Annotated in this window: 19 protein-coding genes and 1 pseudogene; 9 read left to right on the top strand and 11 right to left on the bottom strand. The window is 68.0% G+C overall.

Annotated features, from left to right (window positions below):
* Positions 1 to 26 precede the first annotated feature (26 nt).
* Positions 27 to 2,339, top strand: a complete 2,313-nt coding sequence (locus ACFW6D_RS05610; RefSeq protein ID WP_379325111.1) for an NERD domain-containing protein — start codon at positions 27 to 29, stop codon at positions 2,337 to 2,339.
* A 185-nt stretch (positions 2,340 to 2,524) separates the two neighbouring features.
* Positions 2,525 to 3,184 (top strand): hypothetical protein, encoded by a 660-nt coding sequence (locus ACFW6D_RS05605; protein WP_379325109.1) that lies wholly within the window; start codon positions 2,525 to 2,527, stop codon positions 3,182 to 3,184.
* A 2-nt stretch (positions 3,185 to 3,186) separates the two neighbouring features.
* Here ACFW6D_RS05605 and ACFW6D_RS05600 read toward each other — a convergent pair whose 3' ends face one another.
* The 5 genes from ACFW6D_RS05600 to ACFW6D_RS05580 form a co-directional block, all read right to left on the bottom strand.
* The gene (locus ACFW6D_RS05600) at positions 3,187 to 4,131 is read right to left on the bottom strand and encodes a hypothetical protein (protein WP_379325107.1); all 945 of its coding nucleotides are present in this window, start codon (positions 4,129 to 4,131) and stop codon (positions 3,187 to 3,189) included.
* 155 nt (positions 4,132 to 4,286) lie between these two features.
* Positions 4,287 to 4,553, bottom strand: a complete 267-nt coding sequence (locus ACFW6D_RS05595) for a YciI family protein (RefSeq protein WP_379325105.1) — start codon at positions 4,551 to 4,553, stop codon at positions 4,287 to 4,289.
* Between the two features lie 2 nt (positions 4,554 to 4,555).
* Complete coding sequence (gene nusB / locus ACFW6D_RS05590; RefSeq protein ID WP_379238739.1) at positions 4,556 to 5,074, bottom strand: transcription antitermination factor NusB; 519 nt, start codon at positions 5,072 to 5,074, stop codon at positions 4,556 to 4,558.
* Positions 5,075 to 5,076: 2 nt separating this feature from the next.
* Positions 5,077 to 5,640 carry an elongation factor P gene (gene efp, locus ACFW6D_RS05585; protein ID WP_379325103.1) on the bottom strand — a complete coding sequence of 188 codons (564 nt, stop codon included), beginning with the start codon at positions 5,638 to 5,640 and terminating at the stop codon, positions 5,077 to 5,079.
* A gap of 65 nt (positions 5,641 to 5,705) precedes the next feature.
* Positions 5,706 to 6,827 (bottom strand): M24 family metallopeptidase, encoded by a 1,122-nt coding sequence (locus tag ACFW6D_RS05580; protein WP_379325101.1) that lies wholly within the window; start codon positions 6,825 to 6,827, stop codon positions 5,706 to 5,708.
* A 160-nt stretch (positions 6,828 to 6,987) separates the two neighbouring features.
* Between ACFW6D_RS05580 and ACFW6D_RS05575 the strand changes: the two genes are divergently transcribed.
* From ACFW6D_RS05575 to ACFW6D_RS05555, 5 genes and pseudogenes are all read left to right on the top strand, one after another.
* Positions 6,988 to 7,461 (top strand): prepilin peptidase, encoded by a 474-nt coding sequence (locus ACFW6D_RS05575; RefSeq protein WP_379325099.1) that lies wholly within the window; start codon positions 6,988 to 6,990, stop codon positions 7,459 to 7,461.
* 182 nt (positions 7,462 to 7,643) lie between these two features.
* Positions 7,644 to 8,852 (top strand): chorismate synthase, encoded by a 1,209-nt coding sequence (aroC, locus tag ACFW6D_RS05570; protein WP_379325721.1) that lies wholly within the window; start codon positions 7,644 to 7,646, stop codon positions 8,850 to 8,852.
* Between the two features lie 209 nt (positions 8,853 to 9,061).
* Positions 9,062 to 9,604 (top strand): annotated as a pseudogene (locus ACFW6D_RS05565) (shikimate kinase); the annotation flags it as partial.
* A gap of 983 nt (positions 9,605 to 10,587) precedes the next feature.
* On the top strand, positions 10,588 to 11,703 hold the full coding sequence (gene aroB, locus ACFW6D_RS05560; protein WP_379325097.1) for a 3-dehydroquinate synthase: 1,116 nt from the start codon (positions 10,588 to 10,590) through the stop codon (positions 11,701 to 11,703).
* A 159-nt stretch (positions 11,704 to 11,862) separates the two neighbouring features.
* Positions 11,863 to 13,455, top strand: coding sequence for a GMC oxidoreductase (locus tag ACFW6D_RS05555; RefSeq protein WP_379325095.1), 1,593 nt, complete (start codon positions 11,863 to 11,865; stop codon positions 13,453 to 13,455).
* Between the two features lie 90 nt (positions 13,456 to 13,545).
* Here ACFW6D_RS05555 and ACFW6D_RS05550 read toward each other — a convergent pair whose 3' ends face one another.
* The 5 genes from ACFW6D_RS05550 to alaS all read right to left on the bottom strand — a co-directional run bounded on the left by ACFW6D_RS05550 (position 13,546) and on the right by alaS (position 19,601).
* Entirely contained in the window at positions 13,546 to 13,983 is a 438-nt protein-coding gene (locus ACFW6D_RS05550; protein ID WP_379325093.1) for a B-4DMT family transporter, read from the bottom strand.
* Between the two features lie 81 nt (positions 13,984 to 14,064).
* Entirely contained in the window at positions 14,065 to 14,871 is an 807-nt protein-coding gene (locus ACFW6D_RS05545) for a shikimate dehydrogenase (RefSeq protein WP_379325091.1), read from the bottom strand.
* Positions 14,864 to 16,390, bottom strand: coding sequence for an endolytic transglycosylase MltG (locus tag ACFW6D_RS05540; RefSeq protein WP_379325089.1), 1,527 nt, complete (start codon positions 16,388 to 16,390; stop codon positions 14,864 to 14,866). The genes ACFW6D_RS05545 and ACFW6D_RS05540 overlap by 8 nt, the downstream gene beginning before the upstream one ends.
* Positions 16,387 to 16,938 carry a Holliday junction resolvase RuvX gene (gene ruvX / locus ACFW6D_RS05535; RefSeq protein ID WP_379325087.1) on the bottom strand — a complete coding sequence of 184 codons (552 nt, stop codon included), beginning with the start codon at positions 16,936 to 16,938 and terminating at the stop codon, positions 16,387 to 16,389. The genes ACFW6D_RS05540 and ruvX overlap by 4 nt, the downstream gene beginning before the upstream one ends.
* On the bottom strand, positions 16,938 to 19,601 hold the full coding sequence (gene alaS, locus ACFW6D_RS05530) for an alanine--tRNA ligase (protein ID WP_379325085.1): 2,664 nt from the start codon (positions 19,599 to 19,601) through the stop codon (positions 16,938 to 16,940). Before alaS ends, ruvX begins: the two co-directional genes overlap by 1 nt.
* A gap of 96 nt (positions 19,602 to 19,697) precedes the next feature.
* Here alaS and ACFW6D_RS05525 point away from each other — a divergent pair, with 96 nt between their 5' ends.
* The gene (locus ACFW6D_RS05525) at positions 19,698 to 20,417 is read left to right on the top strand and encodes a helix-turn-helix transcriptional regulator (protein ID WP_379325083.1); all 720 of its coding nucleotides are present in this window, start codon (positions 19,698 to 19,700) and stop codon (positions 20,415 to 20,417) included.
* Positions 20,418 to 20,467: 50 nt separating this feature from the next.
* Positions 20,468 to 20,866 (top strand): nuclear transport factor 2 family protein, encoded by a 399-nt coding sequence (locus tag ACFW6D_RS05520; protein WP_379325081.1) that lies wholly within the window; start codon positions 20,468 to 20,470, stop codon positions 20,864 to 20,866.
* A 13-nt stretch (positions 20,867 to 20,879) separates the two neighbouring features.
* On the opposite strand, the gene ACFW6D_RS05515 is transcribed toward ACFW6D_RS05520, so the two are convergent.
* On the bottom strand, positions 20,880 to 22,253 hold the full coding sequence (locus ACFW6D_RS05515) for a replication-associated recombination protein A (RefSeq protein WP_379325719.1): 1,374 nt from the start codon (positions 22,251 to 22,253) through the stop codon (positions 20,880 to 20,882).
* Between the last annotated feature and the right edge of the window lie 11 nt (positions 22,254 to 22,264).

Here is a 22,264-nt window from a genome sequence, read left to right as displayed (position 1 = left end):
CGCAGTCGGGTGCACAGGGGGTCGTGGTGATCGTCGTTGTCGCGGACGAGAGCGATCTCGAGGGCGCAGAGCAGATCGTCGGCGAAGCCGTCCGTGATCAGGCGTTTCAGGCAGGCGGCATTGTTGTTTTCCGCTGCCATGTGCCGGAGAGCCGGGGCGGATCGGTCGAGGTCGACGCGCTGGTGTGCACGCCGCAAAGTGTCACCATCGTGGAGGTGAAGGGGTTCACCGCCCGCCAAGAGGGCACCCTCGCCACGCCGCCGAACGGGCCGTGGACCATCGACGGCGAACCCGCCGCGCTCTATCACGCGGCGCGGGTACCGAATCCGTTCGTCCAGGTGCGCCGCCAGGTCTTCGCCGCGAAGAGTCTGCTGCAGCAGACCGGGATCTTCGGCTGGGTGAACGCGGTGATCGCGTTGGTCCCCCAGCCCGGCGCCGAGATCACCATCGAGGAGACCCGGATCGCCGACGGGTATCGCGCGGTACTGGTCGATCGAGATGATGCCTCGGCCCTGCACGACTACTTCCAGGCGGAGAGCGGGCGCACGGTCCGCCTCAGCGTCGAAGATGTCACCCGGGTGTTCGCGGCATTGAACCTGGACCATCAGCTGCCGTCGTCGAATGAGCTGATGGCACAGGGTTTTCCCGCCGCGCTCGATCCAGCCACCACGAGCCGTCCTGCTGCGCCGACAGCGATCGATCCCAGCGCAACCTCGGTATCCGGTTCGGGCGCAGGGGGTTCCGGCGCTGCGCCGAGTTCCGGTGCGTCGGGCAGTTCGTCGCGGGTCGGCCAGGCAGCTACCCCGGCGTTCCTCGCCGCTATCGATCGGCTTGCTCATCGGTCACCGGCGGCAGTCGCGACGTCATCGACCGGGCCGGACGAGTCACGGGAATCACCCACTCCGAGTGAAGAATCGAGCCGCGAGCACACCACCACCTCGGCCAGCATCCCAGCTTCGCTCACAACGGCAGGATCGGCACAGGAAACCACGGAACCCTCTGTCGCCGAGTATGATTCGCCGATTATGCAGCCCTCCACCGGACCGGACGAGCCTGCCCCGGACGAGGAAGGTCCCGGCGGCTCCGAGCGCCAGGAGCCGTCACCCGACGATCGTTCGGGCGACGAACCGGTCGGCGCTGCCTCGAGTCTTCCGACTGCCGCCGACGACATCGCTGACGAGTCGGCAGCGCATCAGGACGATGGTGCGGATCACTCACCGAGTACAGTCGTTCGCGCGACTTCACCTGAGGAGGGGCTCGACCCACCGCTCAGGAGCGAGCCCGAAAACGCTGTCTCGCTGAGCAAGTCCCCCGATCGGCCTGGACCACCACCGATCGACGATTCTCGAATCGATGACGACGAACCCGCGACGAGCGCTGACAGCACAGAGCATCACCACGAATCGTCACCGGAGGAATCCGCTGCGCCCGCGAAGGGATCAGGTGCCGCAGTCGGTGTCGGAACAGCGATCGGTGTCGGAACAGCGGTTGCCGCTGCGCGGTCGGCCTCCGAATCTTCCGGCACCGCCCCGCGGGTGAGCGCCACCCCGGTCAGCGCACCCGCCTATCACTCTTCTGAACAACAAGTGCCCCAGCAGAACTCGGAGCACTGGACCGATTGGGTCGAACGGGACCGAACGACTCGACCAACGCTGCTGCAAAGATGGCGAGCGAAGGGCTCGGCGCTGCGAAACGGCTGGCACAACCGCCCCGTTCAGGAGCGCCGTGCGCCGAGGCGGGGCATCCGGGTCGGACCCGGTGTCGGGTTGCTGCTGTTCATCGCACTGTTCGGCGCCGGCTTCTTCGCGATCACCGCCGTGCAGGCGAGCCAGTTCGAAATGTCGGACTACGACCGGATGTGCGGCGAGGACAAGAAACCGTTCCCGAATGCGGCGCCCTACGATCGCGACGGCGCAAGCCCTATCTATCTGTCGGGCCACCTCACCACCATGGTCAACCCAGGCGACCCCACCGCATGGAATCCGAGCGACCCGTCCACCGTGCAGCTCATCGCCTGCATGAAACAGCTGGAACTGCGCGACCTCGTCCAGACCTGCCAATACGGCCCCGGACCCGGCGCACCGATAGGGCGCACCGTCAATCTCTTCCGCGCGACCTACGAGATCGCCGTCTACGAACTCCACACCGGCCGAGAAGTCGCCAAGGCGACCATGCTCGGCGAACGCTATTCCGACAACCCGTCCAACACCGACCCGGACCGCTGCCGAGCCGCCGCCGACGCCCCCGACTACCTCGGCCGCCGCCTGGGCCAACCATCAACGGCCCAGCTCACCGGCTTCCTCGCCCCCCTGGTCCACGCCGATCGCACCACCCCTTGACCTGAACCCCACTCGAGGTAGCAAGATCACCTCGTGCCCAGCGCACACCCGACACCGCGCCCACCCAGCGCCGGTCGAGCCTCCGCCGGTTCCCTCGTACACCCACCGGCGGAGGCCGTCGGAGTCCCAGCAGCCCACCGGTCAGTGATGTGCGGGCCCGATTGCGACAGTGGCAAACTGACCGGGTGGAACAGCCGAACCTCCCGCGGGAACAACAGACCTGGCAGCCACCGCGACCAGGCGATCAGTGGCAGCCACCCCGCGGTCGTCGCAAACGCCCGGGTTATCGGGAACAACAAGCCCGCAACGCGCGCATGTTCGGCGGTAGGCGCAAATGGGTTCTGCTCGCGCTGGCCGCTGCCGTACCGATCAGTGCGGTCGGGCTCGTGGCGTGGGGTCTGCTCTTTCCGCGATCGGATGCGGAGCGGACCGGCGATTGCGGGTACTACACCCGTGCCGCACGAGGCGGCTGGGACTTCCATCGCCGCGCATGCACCGACCCCGACGCGGTGTTGCTGATCACCAACGGGTGGAGTACTCAGAAATGCGCGACGGGCGACATGCCCTTCGCCCGAAGTCGACAGAAGAACACGAGAAGTCCGACGAAATATCTCTGCACTCACCTCAATGCGAAAGTCGGTGAGTGCGTCAACGATCCGGGCAACGTGAACGCCCACCTCTACCGCATCCGCAAAGTCCCCTGTGGCACAGGGGTGTTCGAGGTCGACACCCGTATCGATGCCAATGATTCGAAGGTCTGCGACGCATCACGGAAGAGGTTTCGCGAGACGAAGGCGATTACACACGCCTCGCCTGCGGTCTCGTTCTGCCTGCACAAGATCTGACGTCACGCAGTAGGGGTATTCGGTTCCTCGGTCGGCTGTCCGCTGGTTCCCAACTCGAGGGCACGATTGACCTTCGTCTGGGCACGGAGCAGGTCCTCGGCCACGATCCGCAGAGTGTGCGGCTCCTCGAGGCCGCGGGCACGAATCAACTCCGTCACCGTTTCCAGACGCAGCAGCGAGGCGGCGATGTATCCCTGCAGGACCGCGATTCGGTCGGCGGGGATCGTCTGAATCGTCCTGCTCGCCAACGATTCCAAGTCGCGCTGGGCTTTGAGCGTATCGGAGGTGAGGACCGCGAAAACGCCCCAGAGGTCATCGACCGTTTCACCGGCGATCTGCGCGCGCAGCGACTCATAGGTTTCGTTGCGGCGCGCCGAGGCTTCTCTCACATCACGCAATGCGTCGCTGAGGTGCGATTTCATCCCCGGCGGTATGTGGTAAACAGGATTGATTTCAGCTGTCCCGATCCGCTCGGCGACCCCGCTCACGATCGCCAGCGCGTCGTCGAGATCGGTGAGCGCCACGCGCAGCAGCGGCGCTGTCGCGTGGAACCGGGGCTCCATCGCCTGCAGATCGTAGAACTCGTTGATCCGCTTGCCCGCCACTGCGATGTCGCGGCTCAGCAGCGCGATGTTCTCGTGCAGGCCCATCGCGTGTAGTCGCTGATCGACTGCGGCGTCCAGTGCGGCAACCACATTTGGATCTCGCGGTTCGTGGATGTGATGCACAGCCGAAGCGACACTCGACCGCGAGAATGCTTTGGTAAAGAAGATGCTGCTGAAGGACAAGGACATACCGAGTACGAACTCTTTGTCGACCTCGAAGATCTTTTGCACGCTCCCGCGAGCCATGATCAAGATGGCGAACACTACCGCCAAACCTAGTGCAGCCCATAGGTATTGCGCGCGCGTCATATGCATGCTGCTCAGCGTCTGGTTGTCGCTCATGATCTCCCCCACTGCTGCGGTCGAGCGGCGACCGCGACTATCTCCCTCGCATCATCCTGCACGCCACCGTGATTCGCACCGCCAATGCAAAAACCTCCGAAAAACGGCAACAGCCGCGCATCCGGGGGGGATGTGCGGCTGTTGGGCAACGGGATTCAGGCCGAGATGGTGATGTTCCATTCGTGGATCGTCAGTTCCGAGGCTCCGGTGGTGTGGAGCGGGTCGGAGTGGGCGATTGTTGTTGCGGTGGTGAGGGTTTCGGCCAGGATGACATAGGCGCCGCCGGTGCCGTCGGTGAAGCCACCGCTTTCCTGGAGGCGGCCCTCGGCGAGCAGGTTCTGGAGGAAGGTGCGGTGCGGTTCGATCACCGAGGTGTCGAACTTCGGGGTGCGCATCGCCATCACCAGGTACTTGTTCGCCACGTTCAGGACTCGGACTCGTCGCGGGCGGACTTGACCGCTGCCGTTGCCGCCGCGGCGGCGCGGACCTGGGGTGCCACCTGCACGACCTGGCCGAGCACGCCGTTCACGAACGACGGGGAGTCGTCGGTGGACAGTTCCTTGGCCAGCTCGACGGCCTCGTCGACCGCGACGACCGGGGGGACGTCGGTGGCGTGGAACAACTCCCACACCGCGATCCGCAGAATGGCCCGGTCGACGGCGGGTAGCCGCTGCAGGGTCCAATCCTGGAGGTAGCCCTCGATGGTGCCGTCGACCCGGTCGAGGTCGTCGGCGACGCCCTCGACGAGGGTGGTCGTGTAGGCGTGCACGGGGGCCACGCTCTGGTCGCGGGTCGCGAGGTCAGCGCGATCGGTGAGCAGCACGGAGACGTCGACATCGCGCGCCTCCGCCTCGAACAGCAGGTCAACGGCCCGGCGGCGCGCCTTGTGACGCGCGCCGAGCTTCTTGAACGAGCCCTTCTTGTCTGCCGGGGAGTCGGTCACGATCAGCCGTTGACGCGGCCGAGGTAGCTGCCGTCGCGCGAGTCGATTTTCAGCTTGTCACCGGTGTTGATGAACAGCGGGACATTGACCTCGGCGCCGGTTTCCAGCGTGGCGGGCTTGGTGCCGCCGGTGGAGCGGTCGCCCTGCAGACCGATGTCGGTGTGCTGCACGACCAGCTCGATGGTGACGGGGAGCTCCACGAACAGCGGCGCCTCCTCGTGCACGGCGACCTGCACGCCCATGTTCTCCAGCAGGAAGCGCGCACCGTCACCGATGGTGGCCTCCGGGATGGAGATCTGGTCGTAGGTGTCACCGTCCATGAAGATGTAGTCGGTGCCGTCGTGGTACAGGTAGGTCATGTCGCGACGGTCGACGGTCGCGGTCTCGACCTTGACGCCCGCGTTGAAGGTCTTGTCGACGACCTTGCCGGACACGACGTTCTTCAGCTTGGTCCGCACGAAGGCGGGGCCTTTGCCCGGCTTCACGTGCTGGAATTCGACGATCTGCTGAAGCTGACCGTCGATCTTCAGCACAAGGCCGTTCTTGAAGTCGCTGGTGTCCGCCACTGTCTTCGGATCTCCTCGTTCGTATTACTGCGTACTTGGGGGTTACTGCGTTCTGCGCGCCGACGTCAGTCGACGATGATCAAGTCCTTGCTGGTGCGGGTGAGCAGTTCCGGGCCCGCTTCGCGCACCACGAGCGTGTCCTCGATCCGGACCCCGCCGCGGCCGGGAAGGTAAACACCAGGTTCGACGGTCACCGCCACACCAGCAAGAAGTGTACCGGTACTCGTTTTCGCCACTCCGGGTGCTTCATGGATCTGCAGCCCGACGCCGTGTCCTAGTCCGTGCACGAACTGCGGACCGTACCCCGCGTCATCGATGATCATCCGGGCCGCGGCGTCGACGTCGCTGGTCTGCGCGCCCGGTTTCAGCGCTTCGGTTCCCGCGCGTTGCGAGCGGGCGACCAGTTCGTAGATCTCGCGCTGCCAGTCGGCGGGGGGCCCGAGGACCAACGTGCGGGTCATGTCGGAGTGGTAGCCGTTGACTGTTGCCCCGAAATCGAACTTCACGAAGTCGCCGGTGGCAAGGACGGCGCCGGTGGGGCGGTGGTGCGGGATCGCCGAGTTGGCGCCCGCGGCGACGATGGTCTCGAAGGAGATCGCGTCGGCGCCGTGCTCGAACATCGCCCATTCGAGGTCGCGGGCCACCTGCTTCTCGGTGCGGCCGGGACGCAGCAGCCCACGTTCGAGCAGGGTCGCCAGTGCCTTGTCGCCAGCTGCGCACGCGGCGCTGAGCTGGTCGACCTCGTAGGCGTCTTTGACCATGCGCAGCTGCTCGACCAGGCCCGAGGTGGGGACGAGCTGCAGGCCGGTGCGCAGTTCCCCGAACGTGGTGTGCTGATCGACGGTCACCACATGGCTTTCGAAGCCGACGCGGCCCAGCTGCCACTCCCCGGCCAGCTCGAGAATGCGGCGCGCGGTGGCCCGGCAGATCTCGGCCTGCAGATCGGGGACCTGCTCGGCGACCTGTGCGGAGTAGCGGCCGTCGGTGCCGATGACGGTGCGGTCCTCGGCGCCGCGCATGTCCCAGGAGTGCACCAGCACAACGGCATTGGATCCGGTGAAGCCGGTCAGGTAGCGGATGTTGACCAGGTCGGTGACCAGCAACGCGTCGACACCGTTTTCCACCAGCAGACTCCGCAGGGCGCCACGCCGGGCCGCGTAATCGGGAGCCGTGTATTCAGCACACATGTGTCAACGCTACCGCTGAACCCGCGACACGTCGGCACGTGCTGCTGTTGATTCCGTGTCGGCGGGCAACTGGATACGGCTTTGTTCACATGCGCGGAAGTTATCCACATTCTCTGGTGAGGCCCACTTTTGGTGGTCGCGGCGCAGCACGATCGATGGCATGACCACTGCCGCGTTCTGTTGCCTCATCGCCTGGTGCTTGTTGCTCGGCGTCATCGATATCCATGCCCGCCGCCTGCCCAACGCGCTGACCGGCGTCGGGGCGGCCGCGGTGTTCCTGTTCGCTCTCTCGACCGGGGAACTGGGGACCGCGGTGATCGGGGCCGCGCTGTTGACGATGCCGTATCTGGTGGCCCATCTACTCTCCCCTGCCGCGCTCGGGGCGGGTGATGTGAAGCTCGCGGTGGCGCTCGGTGCCGCCGCGGCGATCGCCGGGCCGCCCGCATGGGTGTGGGCTGCGATCGCCGCACCGGTGCTCACCGCGGCCGCCGCGGCCGTGCTGCTCGGCAGTGACCGATTGCGGGCAGCGCTCGGTCGTGATTCGGGGCGGGTGCGTGCGGCGCCGGCACGACGGCTGGTTCCGCACGGTCCGGCGATGTGCCTGGCCACGGTGACCGCGATGGCATTGGCATGATCGGCGATGCGACGCGCCGGGACGAGGTCGGTGACGCGATGTCGTCGACGGTCCGCAGCAGGCCGGTTCGGCCGGATCAGGGCGGTGGCCGCCACCGCGCGGCCGTGCGCGGCGAGGACGTGCCGCTCGTCACGTCGGCCCGCATTCCCGGTTACACGTGTCGACATGGGAAGATGGTCGGCGTGTTGCGCTGGATAACTGCCGGAGAATCCCATGGTCCCGCTCTCGTCGCCCTCCTGGAAGGGATGGTCGCCGGAGTCGAGGTGACATCGGACGATGTCTCCGCACAGCTCGCCCGCCGCCGGCTCGGTTACGGGCGCGGCGCCCGGATGAAGTTCGAGGCCGACAAGGTCACCCTGGTCGGTGGCGTGCGCCACGGCCGCACCATGGGTGGACCGGTCGCGATCGAGATCGCCAATTCCGAGTGGCCCAAGTGGACCGAAGTGATGTCGGCCGATCCGATCGACGAGACCGAACTGGCGGGCATGGCGCGCAATGCGCCGCTGACCCGGCCGCGCCCCGGTCACGCCGATTACTCCGGAATGCTCAAGTACGGCTTCGACGACGCCCGCCCGGTGCTCGAGCGCGCCAGCGCCCGCGAGACCGCGGCGCGGGTCGCCGCGGGCACCATCGCGCGTAACTTCCTGCGTCAGGCCTTCGGCGTCGAGGTGATCTCGCATGTGGTGTCGATCGGCACCGCGGCCAACACCACCGGTGTCACGCCCGGCGCGACCGATCTCGACGCGATCGATGCCAGCCCGGTGCGGGCGTTCGACGCCGACGCCGAGGCGGCGATGATCGCCGAGATCGAAGCGGCGAAGAAGGACGGCGACACGCTCGGTGGCGTCGTCGAGGTGATCGTGGACGGCCTGCCCATCGGGCTCGGCTCGTTCGTCAGCGGCGAGCAGCGCCTCGACTCGCGCCTGGCCGCCGCCCTCATGGGCATCCAGGCGATCAAGGGTGTCGAGGTAGGCGACGGGTTCGAGACCGCGCGTCGCCGCGGCAGCCTCGCCCATGACGAGATGCGTCCCGGCCCCGACGGTGTGCTGCGTTCGACCAACCGTGCGGGCGGCCTCGAAGGTGGCATGACCAACGGCGAAGCACTGCGGGTGCGTGCCGCGATGAAGCCGATCTCGACGGTGCCGCGTGCGCTGTCGACGGTCGATATGTCCAGTGGCGAGGAAGCCGTCGCCATTCACCAGCGCTCCGATGTGTGCGCGGTGCCCGCGGCGGCCGTTGTCGCCGAATCGATGGTGGCGCTGGTGCTGGCGCAGGCCGCGCTGGAGAAGTTCGGTGGCGACTCGCTGGCCGAGACCGTCGACAACATCACCAGTTACGTCAAGCGGATCGGCAGCCGCCCACACGTGCCCGCGGACAGCCGTACCCCGTGACCGAGCAGGGGCAGCAGGGGGCCGCGCCGGAGAGCGACGCGGACCCCTCACCGGCGACCGTCGAGCCGAGTGCTCCGACAACCGGGCAGGCCGTGGTGTCAGCGACCGAGCAGCCCGACGCGGCAGACGAAGCTCGAACACCCACGAAGGCTGACGTTCAGGCAAACATCGACGCCGACGCTGGGGCAACCGTCACGCCCGAAGCTCCTATGACCGTCGGCTCCGAAGCTCCGGGCACGGACGCCGGGCTCACACCGGTGGCGCGGGTGGTATTGGTGGGGCTGCCCGGCTCGGGGAAGTCGACGATCGGGCGCAAGCTGGCCAGGGAACTCGGGGTGCAGCTCTACGACACCGACGCGGGGATCGAGGCCGATACCGGGCGCACCATTCCCGATATCTTCGCCACCGACGGCGAGGTGGAGTTCCGCCGGATCGAGGAAGAGGTGGTGCGCCGCGCCGTGCTCGGGCACGACGGGGTGGTCTCCCTCGGTGGTGGCTCGGTGCTGTCCGCGCGGACCAGGGAGCTGCTGCGGGACGCGATGGTCGTCTACCTGGAAATCAGTGTGTCCGAAGGGGTTCGGCGCACCGGTGGCAGCAGTGCCCGGCCGCTGCTCAACGGTGTCGACCCGGCTGCGAAGTACCGGGATCTGATGCGTGAGCGGCGCCCGCTCTACCGGGAGATCGCGTCGGTGCGGGTGCGTACCGACGGGCGCAGTCCTGGTCGGGTGGTGCGGATGATCCTGGCCAAGCTCGGTCTGGAATCGGTGCGCACCGATCTGCAACCCCCGCGCGCCAACACTGGAAATACTTCTTCCGCTTCAGGTTCGGTCACGAGCAGGTCGGGAACGGGTAGTAATCGGTCCAAGAATCGGCGTCGCGCCAGAGCGCGCGCCGCCGCCGCACGCCGAGACGGTGTCGAGCACAGCGTGACGGCAGTCGAGCGGCGCGGCAGCACCGACAACCGGAACCGTTCGGCGACAACACAGTCCGCGACCGAGGGCGGCTCGGTCGACGACACCACGAGCGCCGCTCGCACCGCCGGTCCGGCGCAGAGCGAGGCGCGCGCGGCCGGGAGTAGACGATCCCGGCGTACCAGGTCGCGCCGGGGAGGCGCCCGGATCCGATCCGCGAGCAGCGCCGCCACCCGGGATACCGACGGCGCGTCGAGTGCGGTGTCCGAGAAACCGCAGAGCCACACAGGTTCGCGGGCGGACAGCCGAGCAGGCAACGCCGAGAACCAGCAGCGTAACCGTGTTGGCGCCGAGGCTCGGCCGAATACTCGCAGCACCGACGCCGACCAGAAGGCTGGTAGTCGAGCAGACGAGGGCAACGCGGCCACAGCAGGCCGAGCGGGTAACCGCAGCGGCGCCGCCGGAAGCCAAGCGCGTGATCGCAGCGCGGCCGCCGGCAGCCAGGCGAGCAATCGCAGCTCGACCGCAGGAGGCCAGGCGAGCAGTCGCCGGGCTGGTCGCGGGCGGCGGTCGGCCAGTCGGGCGGCAGGTGCGCCGGGACAGGTCGGTCGCCGTGGTGGCGAGCAGGCTGGGTCCTCGACCGCGGTGCCTGCGGAACCCTCGGTGGACAACCGGAACGGTGTGCCGCAGCAGGTTCAGCGGGGCGGGCCGTCCGGTGATGCGGAGCGCGGGGCGAATTCCAACGAACGCAGGCGGCGCGGGCAGCCGCGTCGGCGTGGCGGGCGACGTAATAACAGTGACCAGAAAGAATCGGAGCAGCGCACGTGACAGAGCCGAACATCATCCAGGTTCGCACCGCCGACCCGTACCCGGTGATCATCGGCCGCGGGCTGCTCGGCGATCTCGTCGAAGCGGTCAACGCGGGCGGTGCCGTGCGGACCGTGGCGATCTTCCATCAGCCGCCGCTGGCCGAAACCGCCGAGGCGGTGCGTAAAGCGCTGGCCGACACCGGGATCGACGCGCACCGCATCGAGATCCCCGACGCAGAGGACGGCAAGGAACTGGCCGTGGCCGGGTTCTGCTGGGAGGTGCTCGGCCGGATCGGCCTGACCCGCAACGATGCCATCGTGAGCCTCGGCGGTGGCGCGGCCACCGACCTGGCGGGCTTCGTCGCCGCCACCTGGATGCGCGGGGTGCGGATCGTGCATGTGCCGACCACGCTGCTGGCGATGGTCGACGCGGCGGTCGGCGGCAAGACCGGCATCAACACCGAGGCCGGCAAGAACCTCGTCGGTAGCTTCCACGAGCCCAGCGCGGTGCTGGTCGATCTCGCGACTCTGGAAACGGTGCCGCGCAACGAGATCGTCGCCGGCATGGCCGAGATCATCAAAGCCGGTTTCATCGCCGATCCGGTGATTCTCGACCTCATCGAAGCCGATCCCGAGGCCGCCCTCGACCCGACCGGCGAGGTGCTGCCCGAACTGATCCGCCGCGCCATCCAGGTGAAAGCCGACGTGGTCGCCGCCGACCTCAAGGAATCGAGCCTGCGCGAAATCCTGAACTACGGCCACACCCTCGGCCACGCCGTGGAGCGCCGCGAGCGCTACCGCTGGCGTCACGGGGCCGCGGTATCCGTCGGGCTGGTCTTCGCCGCCGAACTGGGTCGGCTGGCCGGACGCCTCGACGACGCCACCGCCGACCGGCACCGCACCATCCTGGAGAGCGTGGGCCTGCCCGTCAGCTACGACGGCGACGCCCTCCCCCACCTGATGGACGCCATGCAGACCGACAAGAAGACCCGCTCCGGGGTGCTGCGTTTCGTGGTCCTCGACGGCCTCGCCAAGCCCGGCCGCCTCGAGGGTCCTGACCCATCACTGCTGGCAGCGGCCTATTCGGCCATCGCCCGCGAAGCCACCCCTGGCGGTCCGATCCTGCTCTGATCGACTCGTGCGTGCCCGGCACTCGATGCCGGGCGCGCACGAGTCGACTCGGGTTCGGCCGACTGAGGAAGATCCGGCCGGTGAGCGCGGCCGGGGTTGTCCACCCGCACAGCGGAACTCACGGTGCTCGGCAGGAAACCGGTTGGTACAGTCCGCGACATGAGGGACGTTCGTTTCACACGTAGGACGGCGCTGCGCGCAGCCGGAGCCGGGATAGCGGCAGGCGCGTTGGGGATCGGGTCCGCGGGCGCGGATCAGGGCAAGACCGCTGTCGTGATCGGCAGCGGGTTCGGCGGCGCGGTCGCCGCGTACCGCCTGGGGACGGCGGGTATCAAGACGATCGTGTTCGAGCGCGGTCGGCGGTGGCCGATCACCGCGGCGGGCGACACGTTCTGTTCCAGCGCCGCGCCCGATCGCCGCGCCGCCTGGTTCAGCGACTCCCCCGTGTTGTCGCCGGTGCAGCAGACCACACGGATCGAACGCTATGCCGGCGTCCTCGACGCGGTCCGTGGCAACGGCCTGGTGTCGCAGTACGGCGCCGGAGTCGGTGGTGGTTCCCTGGTTTTCGGCGGGTTCCTCGCCCAGCCGCGCCGCCGCGATTTCGAGGCCACCTTTCCTCGCGAGCTCGATTACACCGAACTGGCCGACGTCTACTACTCGCGCGCGCGCAAGAACCTGGGCGGTAGTCCTCTGCCCGCCGACATCCTCGCCACCCCGGAGTACCAGGGTGCCCGGTCCTGGCTACAGGACGTCGCCGACGCGGGTATGGAGCCGCACTTCTTCGACTTCTGTATCGACTGGGACATCGTGCGCGCCGAACTCGCTGGCGAACGGATCCGCTCCATCGCGATCGCCGAGATGAACAACGGCACGAATTCGGGCGCCAAGAACAGCGTCGACCGCAACTACCTGCTGTGGGCCGAGCAGACCGGCAACGTCACGGTCAACCCCCTCCACGAGGTCACCGAAATCCGGGAATCCGGGCGGCAGTTCACGATCTCGGTCCGCCAGATCGACGAATTCGGCACCACGTTGGGGAACACGCAGGTCGTCGCCGACTACCTGTTCATGGCGGCGGGCTCGTATTACACGCCCGCGCTGCTGGTGTCGGCGAAGGCCAAGGGGCACCTGCGCAACCTCAACCAGCATGTCGGCCAGGGCTACGGCACCAATGGCGACTTCCTGTTCAACCGTCTCAACAATCGACGCCCGTACGGCGCGACCCACGGTGGCCCCGGTGTCGCGCTGGTCTACGACGACACCCATGAGCGCGGCTCGATCTCGATGGCGTGGCAGGCGGTGCCGCCGGTCAGCGGAATCGACCTGAACAGTCTCACCACCCACCTCGTCATCACCGACCCGCACCACCGCGGTTCCATCGACTACAACGCCGCGCTCGGTCGAGCCGAATTGAACTACCCCTGGCCGGAAGGCAATGAGGCAGACCTCCGTTCGCAGTGGATGGCGAGCAAGTTCAAACAGCTCGCCGATGATCGCAACGGCTTCGCCGCCAACGGCATTCCGGTGTGGCCCCGCCAGATCGGGATGGGCAGCTACTCCAGCTACCACGGCCTCGGCGGCATGGTGATGGGCAAGGCCTGCACGACCGAGGGCGCGGTGCACGGGTACGACAATCTGTTCGTCGTCGACGGCTCGTTGTTGCCGGGCTCGGCTGCCCTGGTCAACCCGTCGCTGACCGTGGCCGCGTTCGCCGAGCGCTGCATGGACAAATTCCTGGCAGCAGCCCGCTGATTCAGTGAGAAGGGGCCGCGCGGCACAAAAGCGCGGCCCCGGCCCTACGCAGCCGACAGGCAAACCTGAAGCGAGAGAACCGAACTCAGCTCAACTCGCCGAGGCGAGCTCCGGTTCGCTTGCGGCAGAGGTGGATTCGGTCGAACGCCGCGAGTGGCCGAAAGCGATTCCGGCCATCGCGGGCAGGAACACCAACAGCAGGATGAACGAGGCCGCGGAGGTCACCTCATAGAGCAGACCAGCATCGCCGAGTTCGATTCCGGGCACCTGGTCGAGCACCCAGCTCACTGCCGAACTCGCAAGGCCCGCACCGAAACCGGCGGCCAACCAGCGGACAGTGAGGCCGTCGTCGCCCGCGCGGCCGTCACGCACGCCCCAGGCGACAACCACCGCGATGATCGCGATCAGGCAGGCAGCGCGCCAGAAGGTGCCGTAGGTGGGCCACGAGGCCATGGCGAAACCGAGCAGCACGCGCAGGGCGACGACCAGCGCGCCGAGGACGGTGGCCCGTAACACCCAAGCGGTCATGGACAACACCTTAGCGACACAAAACTAGAACCGGTATCAATTCCTGTGAATCGGACCGTGCCCACCCTGCTCCCGCAGCGCCTAAGCGACCGCGGCGGCCATCGCGGCGCGCGGCGCGGGTCGGCCGGTGAACTGCTCGACCTGTCCGTATGCCTGGTTCAGCAGCATCTGAAAGCCGCTGACCACGGTATTTCCGGCGGCCTCGACAGCGGTCGCGAGGGGGGTCGGCCATGGGTTGTAGATCGCGTCGAGCACAACCGGCGCGACGGCGACGGACGAGGCGATCAGCGCGGCCGCCTCGGCCGGCACCGTGCTGACCACTGCGCCGGCCGACTCGCACACCGCACGAACCCGCACGGCGTCGAGCGGGGCGACCGTCGCCCGCATTCCCAGCTGGTCGGCCAACTCGAGCGCACTGCGCGCCCGTCCGGCATCGCGTGCGATCACGGTCACCGATTTCGCGCCCAGTTCCGACAGTGCCAGCAACGCCGGCCTGGCCGTGCCGCCGGCACCGAGCACAACGGCCTCGTCGATCCTCGACACACCACCGCCGCGGAGCGCACCGAGGACGCCGTCGACGTCGGTGCAGTCCGCGCGCCACCCGGTGTCGGTGCGGACGAGGGTGTTGGCCGAGCCGACCAGCACGGCGCGGTCGGTGCGCTCGGACGCGTACGCCAGCGCGGCTTCCTTGCCCGGCATCGTCACCGACAGCCCGACCCATTCCGGGCCGAGACCGTCGACCAGGGCGGGCAACTGCTCGCCGGTGCACTCGATGCGATCGTAGGTCCAGTTCAAGCCGAGCGTGCGGTACGCGGCCAGGTGCAGTTGGGGCGAACGTGAGTGCGCGATCGGTTTACCGAGCACCGCCGCTCTGCGCGTGTCAGCCACCGTAGGGCTTCGAGCTGTCGAGGATTCCGCTGTTCTGGGCCTGAGTGACCAAGCGCAGATGTTCCTGGTAGCTGTCGGTGAACCGCGTCGTGCCGTTCTTGTCGACGGTGACGAAGTACAACCACGGCCCCGGCTCCGGGGTCTCCATCGCACGCAGCGCGCCCACCGACGGCGCGGCGATCGGCGTTTTGGGCAGGCCGGTCATCGCATAGGTGTTCCAGGCGTTCTTCGCGGCGCGGTCGGCGTTCGTGGTCGCCACCTCGGTGCTGTCGAGTGTGTAGTTCACCGTCGAATCGAATTGCAGCATCTGGTCGACGTGCAGTCGGTTCACGATCACCCGTGCCACCTTGCCCATGTCCTGCGGTTTCGCCTCACGTTCCACCAGCGAAGCCGCGACCAGGATCTCGTAGGGCGTCAGCTTCGTGTCGCCGCCCGCCTGCAGCAATCCGGTCGCCTCGTAGCTCTGCACGCTCGTGGTCACCAATTGCCGCAGGATTTGTTCCGGGGTTCCGCTCGGATCGAAATCCCACGTGCCCGCCGCGATGAGCCCTTCCAACTGCCGTGTCCGGTCGGGGCAATCGCGGACCGACTGCATCGCCCAGGCAGGCACTCCGAGGGCGGCCAGGTCCAGACTCGCGCCCGCGGCGTCGAGCTGTTCGTAGGTCACGCACCGGGGTTCGGGGCCGATGCAGCTGGCTTCGGCGATCTTGCGGTAGATGCCGTCATATCGACCACCGGTGGCGTAGTCGTGCTTGTCGTGGAGCAGACGCCCCTCCGAGACGGTGACATTGCCGACCCGCGACTTGCCACCGACCAGCGCGGTGACCGCACTGGCGGCCGGGCTGTTCGCACCGATCGCGTAGAAACCGGGCTGCACGCTGTTCATCGCCGAATTGCGCACTGCCGCTTCGTAGAAGGCTTCGGAGCTGGCGACCACACCCTTGTCGTGCATGGCATCGGCGATCTGCGTCGCCGTGTCGCCGGAGTGCACCTGGACCACCACGGGCGCACCGGGCGGCCCCGCGAAATCCTCGGCGGGAGTGAGGCTGCCCATCAGCTTGTAACCCGCAAAACCGGCAGCCGAGACAACCAGCACAACGAAAACCGCGGCGATCACCCACATATTGCGGCGGCGCTTCTTGCGCTCGGCCGCCTTGCGCGAGGCGATCCGAGACTTGGCACGTCCGGACTGTTTGCGTCCGGCCGGTTTCCGTCCCGATGCCGGGCGCGCACGCTCGGCCGCGGCGGCGCGCTGGCCGATCCGGCGCGGCGCGACGACCGGCTCGGGTTCCGGTTCCGGCTCGAGCGCTTCCTCGACGACCTGGTCGTCGTAGACCTCGTCCTCGTAGCGCGGGATGACGTCGGTGCCGTCCTCGTCCCACTCGCCGCGGTCGGGCGCGGGGCGCTCGTCGCCGCGCACCGTGCGGGCGTCGATGCCCCAGTCGTCGCGGCGCGGGTAGCGCCGGTCAGCTTCTCGCGCTCGGTAGCGCTCCTCGGCCCTGGTCCATCGGTCGGTCATACATCGTCTCCGACCGCGTTCGCCGGGCCTGTTGCGTCCTTCAACATCGAACTCCGCTCGTCCAACCATCCTTGCAGGATCGACACGGCTGCCGCCTGGTCGATCATCTGCCGCTGGCCACGTGCGCGAACTCCACTGTCGCGCAGCGCACGTGCAGCAGACACCGTAGTCAAACGTTCGTCGGAAAGGCGTATCGGAATCGGGTCGATCACCCGGCGCAACTGCTTGGCAAACTTGCGCGCGATAGCGGCCGCGGTGCCGTTTTCGCCGCGCAGCGTGCGCGGCAGGCCGATGATCACCTCGACCGCTTCGTACTCCCGCACAATGTCGGCAATCTTTGCGATGTCGGCCGGTGGACCGCCCGAGCGCCCACCGGACTTGGCGCGCGGGACGGTCTCGACGGGGGTGGCGAGGATGCCGTCGGGGTCGCTCGAGGCGACCCCGATGCGCACGCTACCGACGTCGATCGCGATCCGGCGGCCCCGTCCGGGGTCGGTGTCCGGGTGCGGTCGATCGGCTTGCTCGTCGGGCGAACCAGGGGTGGTCATCAGCCGGCGAGTTCGGCCACCCGAGCGCGGACGGCGGTCAAACCGGCCGGGATGCCCGACGGGTCAGAACCGGCGCCCTGCGCCATCTCCGGCTTGCCGCCACCACGCCCGGAAATACTGGGCCCGAAGGCGGCCACCAGGTCACCGGACTTGAAGCCGAGATCCTGGGCGGCCTTGTTGACGGTCACCACGAACGGCGCCTTGCCGTCGACATTGCCGAGCAGCACGACCACAGCGGCATCGGTGCCGAGACGGCCACGGATATCGGTGGCCAGGGTCCGCAGGTCACCGGCCGACACGCCCTCGGGCGCCGCGGCGGCCACCAGGCGCACCGCACCGACCCGCTCGGCCTGCTCGGCGAAGGTGCCCGCCGAAGAGAGCACCGCGGCGATCTTGGTGCGCTCGAGTTCCTTCTCGGCCACCTTGAGTCGCTCCACGAGCTGCTCCACGCGCGCGGGCACCTCGTCCGAGGGCACCTTCAGCGAGGACGCGACACCGGCCAGCAGCGCACGCTCCTTGGCCAGGTACTTGTAGGAATCGAGGCCGACGAAGGCTTCGACGCGGCGCACGCCGGAACCGACCGAGGACTCACCAAGCAGGGTGATCGGGCCGATCTGCGAGGAGTGCTCCACGTGGGTGCCGCCGCACAGTTCCATCGAGAACGGGCCGCCGATCTCCACGACGCGCACCTCGTCGCCGTAGTTCTCGCCGAACAGCGCCATCGCGCCCATCTCCTTGGCCTTGGGCAGATCGGTGACGAAGGTGTTCACCGGGAAGTCCGCGCCGACAGCGTCATTGGAGACGACCTCGATATCGGCCTTCTGCTGCTCGGACAGCGCGCCCTGCCAGTTGAAGTCGAACCGCAGGTAGCCGGGCTTGTTCAGCGAACCGGCCTGCACGGCGTTGGGGCCCAGGATCTGACGCAGCGCGGCGTGCACCATGTGCGTGCCGGAGTGGCCCTGGGTGGCGCCGCGACGCCAAGCCGGATCGGCTTGCGCGAGCACGACGTCGCCCTCGGTGATCTGGCCAGCCTCGACGGTGGCCTTGTGCACCCAGACCTTCTTGGCGATCTTCTGCACGTCGTTGACCTGCAGTTTCAGGCCGTTGGCCGTGATGGTGCCGCGGTCGGCGATCTGACCGCCGGACTCGGCGTACATGGGGCTGCGATCGAGGATGACCTCGATGTCCTGACCCGCGGTGGCCACCGGGACGCGGACGCCGTCGGCGATCAGCGCGAGGACATTGGCCTCGGAGGTGAGCTCGTCGAAACCGGTGAACTCGGTGGCGCCGCGGTCGACCAGTTCCTTGTAGACGGTGAGGTCGGCGTGGGCGTGCTTGCGGGCCTGGGCGTCGTCCTTGGCGCGCTTGCGCTGCTCGGCCATGAGCGAGCGGAAACCGTCCTCGTCCACGGAAAGGCCTGCCTCGGCGGCCATTTCGAGGGTGAGGTCGATCGGGAAGCCGTAGGTGTCGTGCAGGGCGAAGGCATCGGAGCCGGTGATCTGCTTGCCGCCCTTGGACTTCACCGCGGTGGCGGCGTTGTCGAACAGGGTCTCGCCGGTGTTGAGGGTCTTGAGGAAGGCCATCTCCTCGCCGACCGACACCGTCTCGATGCGCGAGAAATCGGTGGCCAGTTCGGGGTAGGACGGTGCCATCAGGTCGGTGACGACCTTGATCAGCTCGGCCATCACCGGCTTCTCGGCGCCCAGCAGGCGCGCCGAACGCACGATGCGGCGCAGCAGGCGGCGCAGCACGTAACCGCGGCCGTCGTTGCCGGGGTTCACGCCGTCGGCGATGAGCATCGCGGCGGTGCGGGCGTGGTCGGCGATCACGCGGAAGCGCACGTCGTCGGTGTGATCGACGCCGTAGGAGCGGCCGGTGAGTTCCTCGGCCTTGTCGATGATCGGGCGCATGAGGTCGGTCTCGTAGACGTTGTCCACGCCCTGGAGCAGGAACGCGACGCGCTCGACGCCCATGCCGGTGTCGATGTTCTGCTTGGGCAGCGGGCCGAGGATCTCGAAGTTGTCCTTGCCGATGCCCGCGCCGCGCTCGTTCTGCATGAACACGAGATTCCAGATCTCGATGTAGCGGTCCTCGTCGGCCTCGGGGCCGCCCTCGACGCCGTATTCGGGGCCACGGTCGAAGTAGATCTCCGAACACGGGCCGCACGGGCCGGGGATGCCCATCGACCAGTAGTTGTCGGCCATGCCGCGACGCTGGATGCGGTCGGCGGGCACGCCCAGCTCGAGCCACATCCGCTCGGCCTCGTCGTCGTCGAGGTAGACGGTGACCCACAGGCGCTCGGGGTCGAAACCGTAGCCGCCGTCTTCGACACTGTTGGTGAGCAGCGTCCAGGCCAGGGTGATGGCCTCACGCTTGAAGTAGTCGCCGAAGCTGAAGTTGCCCGCCATCTGAAAGAACGTGTTGTGGCGGGTGGTGATGCCGACGTTCTCGATGTCGAGGGTGCGCACGCACTTCTGCACGCTGGTCGCGGTGGCCCACGGCGGGGTCTGCTGACCCAGGAAATACGGAACGAACTGGACCATGCCCGCATTGACGAACAGCAGGTTGGGGTCGGCCAGGATCAGCGAAGCACTTCCGACCTCGGTGTGTCCGGCACGGACGAAGTGGTCCAGGAACCGTCGTCGAATCTCGTGGGTCTGCACGAAGACCCAGCCTACCGGGCCGGTGCAGCTGCTTTTTCATCGACCGGGGTGGTCTGGGCCACGCCGGTGACGCCGCGGTTCGACGACAATCGTGTTGTGACGAAAACCGAGCGGCTCTACGCACTCGCCGAGGAACTGCGGGCCTACAGCCCTCGGCCGCGGACCGCCCGTCAGCTCGCGGCCCGCTTCGAGGTGTCGACCCGCACGATCGAACGCGATCTGGCCGCGTTGGCCCAGGCCGGGGTGCCGATCATGACAGTGCCGGGGCGCGCAGGCGGGTACGCCCTCGATCGGCATCGCACACTCGCGCCGGTGAGCCTGACCGCGGCCGAGGCCACGGCCCTCGCGGTGGCGTTGCCCCGGTTAGCGGGCACGCCGTTCGCCGAGGCGGCGGCGTCGGCGGTGGCCAAGGTCGTCGCGGTGTTGCCCGAGGCCGATCGCGCGCGGGCTCGCACGCTGGTCGACCGGGTCAGGTTGTTTCCGGCGCCGGTCGCCGCGGCGGTGTCGCCGCAGATCCTGGAATCGGTGGTCAGCGGTCGGGTGCTGCGGCTGCACTATCTCGACCGCGACGGCAACCCCACCGAGCGCGACGTGGAGCCGCTCGCGTTCGTCGCGGGCACGCACTGGTTTCTCTACGCCTGGTGCCGGATGCGGTCGGGATTGCGGGGATTCCGGCTCGACCGCGTAGTGCGGGCGCAGGTGCTCGACGACCTCGCACCCGACCGAGGGGTCGACCTGTCGACGATTCCGACGAGCGACGGCAGGCTCATCGATGTGATGTCGATCACCGACACACCGTTGTCGCGGTCGGACTGAACACTGGCGGCACGGACCACACCGGTCCGGCCCGACGCCAGGAGCAGCTCATGACCACCGCCGCCGTTACCGCCGATCAGCTCGCCGCCGACTGGACCGAGCTCTGGAATACCGACCCCGACATCGCCCACCGTCTGCTCACCGACGACTTCCGTCTGCGCTTCGCCTCCGAGCAGACTCGTGAGTCGACCGATCCGCTACGTGGTCCCGCCGAGCTGGCGGCCTTCGTGACCGGTTTCCGCGCGCAACGGTCCGGGGTGCGTTTCGTCGTCGACTCGGCCGCGGTCGGCGCGCTCGACGCCGCGGGCAACGGAATGTTCGCGGTGCGCTGGCATTCCGAGGATGCCGGGGTTCCGGCGCACGGTGGCATCGACCTGTTCGACGCCGTCGATGGTCGGCTGCGTCAGATCTGGTCGGTCGGCGGAACGGCCCCGTTCGCGCTGGACTGACCCGGCGTGGGGATCATTGCCCGCGAACGATCTTGCGTAACTTCTCCACGCGTGGGGCGATCGTGCGTTCGTTGCCGTGGTCGGTGGGCAGGTAGTAGTCGGTACCGACCAGTTCGTCGGGTGGGTACTGCTGTGTGACGACACCCTCGCGGTACTTGTGCGGAAACTTGTAGCCCTGGGCGTTGCCGAGCAGGGCTGCGCCCGCGTAGTGGCCGTCACGCAGATACGGCGGGACGGCGCCTGCCTTGCCGCCGGAGATGTCGGCCATGGCCGTGCCGATGGCGGTGGTCACCGCACCTGATTTGGGGGCGGTCGCGAGGTGGATGGTGGCTTGCGCGAGCGCGAGTTTGCACTCGGGCAGGCCGACCAGTTGGACGACCTGGGCGGCGGCGGTGGCGGTCTGCAGGGCCATCGGGTCGGCCATGCCGATGTCCTCGCTCGCGTGGATCATCAAGCGGCGGGCGATGAATCGGGGGTCCTCGCCCGCGGCGAGCATGCGGGCCAGGTAGTGCACGGCCGCGTCGACATCGGAGCCGCGAATGGACTTGATGAAGGCGCTGATCACGTCGTAGTGCTGGTCGCCCGCACGGTCGTAGCGCACGGCGGCCTTGTCGACGGTGGCCTCGACCGTTTCCAGCTCGACCGCACCCTCGGTGGCGGATTCGGCCGACGCCTCCAAAGCGGTGAGCGCACGACGGGCATCGCCGCCCGCGATCCGGACGATGTGTTCGATCGCCTCGTCGCTGACGGTGAAGGCCCCTGCCAGTCCGCGCGGGTCGCTGATCGCCCGAGCGAGGACGGCGCGGATGTCGTCGGGGGTGAGCGGTTGCAACTGCAGGACCAGCGAGCGCGACAGTAGCGGGGAGACCACCGAGAACGACGGGTTCTCCGTGGTCGCGCCGACCAGCAGCACGATCCGGTTCTCCACGGCGGCCAGCAGCGCGTCCTGCTGGGTCTTGGAGAAACGGTGGATCTCGTCGATGAACAGCACGGTCTGCTCGCCCGCGGTGAGCCGGCGCCGGGCCAGGTCGATCACCGCCCGCACCTCCTTGACCCCGGCCGACAGCGCCGACAGCGCTTCGAACCGGCGCCCGGTGGCCTGCGAGAGCAGTGAGGCCAGGGTGGTCTTCCCGGTACCGGGCGGGCCGTAGAGCAGCACCGATGCCGCACCAGAGCCTTCGACGAGCCTGCGCAACGGCGAACCCGGACCCAGCAGATGACCCTGACCGATTACCTCGTCCAGGTTCGCGGGGCGCATGCGAACGGCGAGCGGGGCGCCCGAATCGCGACGGAACACCGCGTCGCCTGGTTCGGCGGACGCGTGTTCGCCGGGCACGTCGAAAAGGCTGTCGCTCACGTTCTGCAGGGTACCGACGCCCTCGGACATGTTCTGCGAGG

The organism is Nocardia sp. NPDC058705 (assembly GCF_042749305.1).
GTDB lineage: Bacteria > Actinomycetota > Actinomycetes > Mycobacteriales > Mycobacteriaceae > Nocardia.
Note: the sequence above shows the minus strand (reverse complement) of the source record. Positions and strands in the feature narration are given on the sequence as shown.

Excerpts from the sequence above, each read along its gene's own strand:
- ACFW6D_RS05600 (WP_379325107.1), bottom strand. The coding sequence starts at position 4,131 with ATGAGCGACAACCAGACGCTGAGCAGCATGCATATGACGCGCGCGCAA.
- ACFW6D_RS05580 (WP_379325101.1), bottom strand. The coding sequence starts at position 6,827 with ATGTGTGCTGAATACACGGCTCCCGATTACGCGGCCCGGCGTGGCGCC.
- ACFW6D_RS05575 (WP_379325099.1), top strand. The coding sequence starts at position 6,988 with ATGACCACTGCCGCGTTCTGTTGCCTCATCGCCTGGTGCTTGTTGCTC.
- ACFW6D_RS05555 (WP_379325095.1), top strand. The coding sequence starts at position 11,863 with ATGAGGGACGTTCGTTTCACACGTAGGACGGCGCTGCGCGCAGCCGGA.
- ACFW6D_RS05550 (WP_379325093.1), bottom strand. The coding sequence starts at position 13,983 with ATGACCGCTTGGGTGTTACGGGCCACCGTCCTCGGCGCGCTGGTCGTC.
- ACFW6D_RS05540 (WP_379325089.1), bottom strand. The coding sequence starts at position 16,390 with ATGACCGACCGATGGACCAGGGCCGAGGAGCGCTACCGAGCGCGAGAA.
- ruvX (WP_379325087.1), bottom strand. The coding sequence starts at position 16,938 with ATGACCACCCCTGGTTCGCCCGACGAGCAAGCCGATCGACCGCACCCG.
- ACFW6D_RS05520 (WP_379325081.1), top strand. The coding sequence starts at position 20,468 with ATGACCACCGCCGCCGTTACCGCCGATCAGCTCGCCGCCGACTGGACC.
- ACFW6D_RS05515 (WP_379325719.1), bottom strand. The coding sequence starts at position 22,253 with ATGTCCGAGGGCGTCGGTACCCTGCAGAACGTGAGCGACAGCCTTTTC.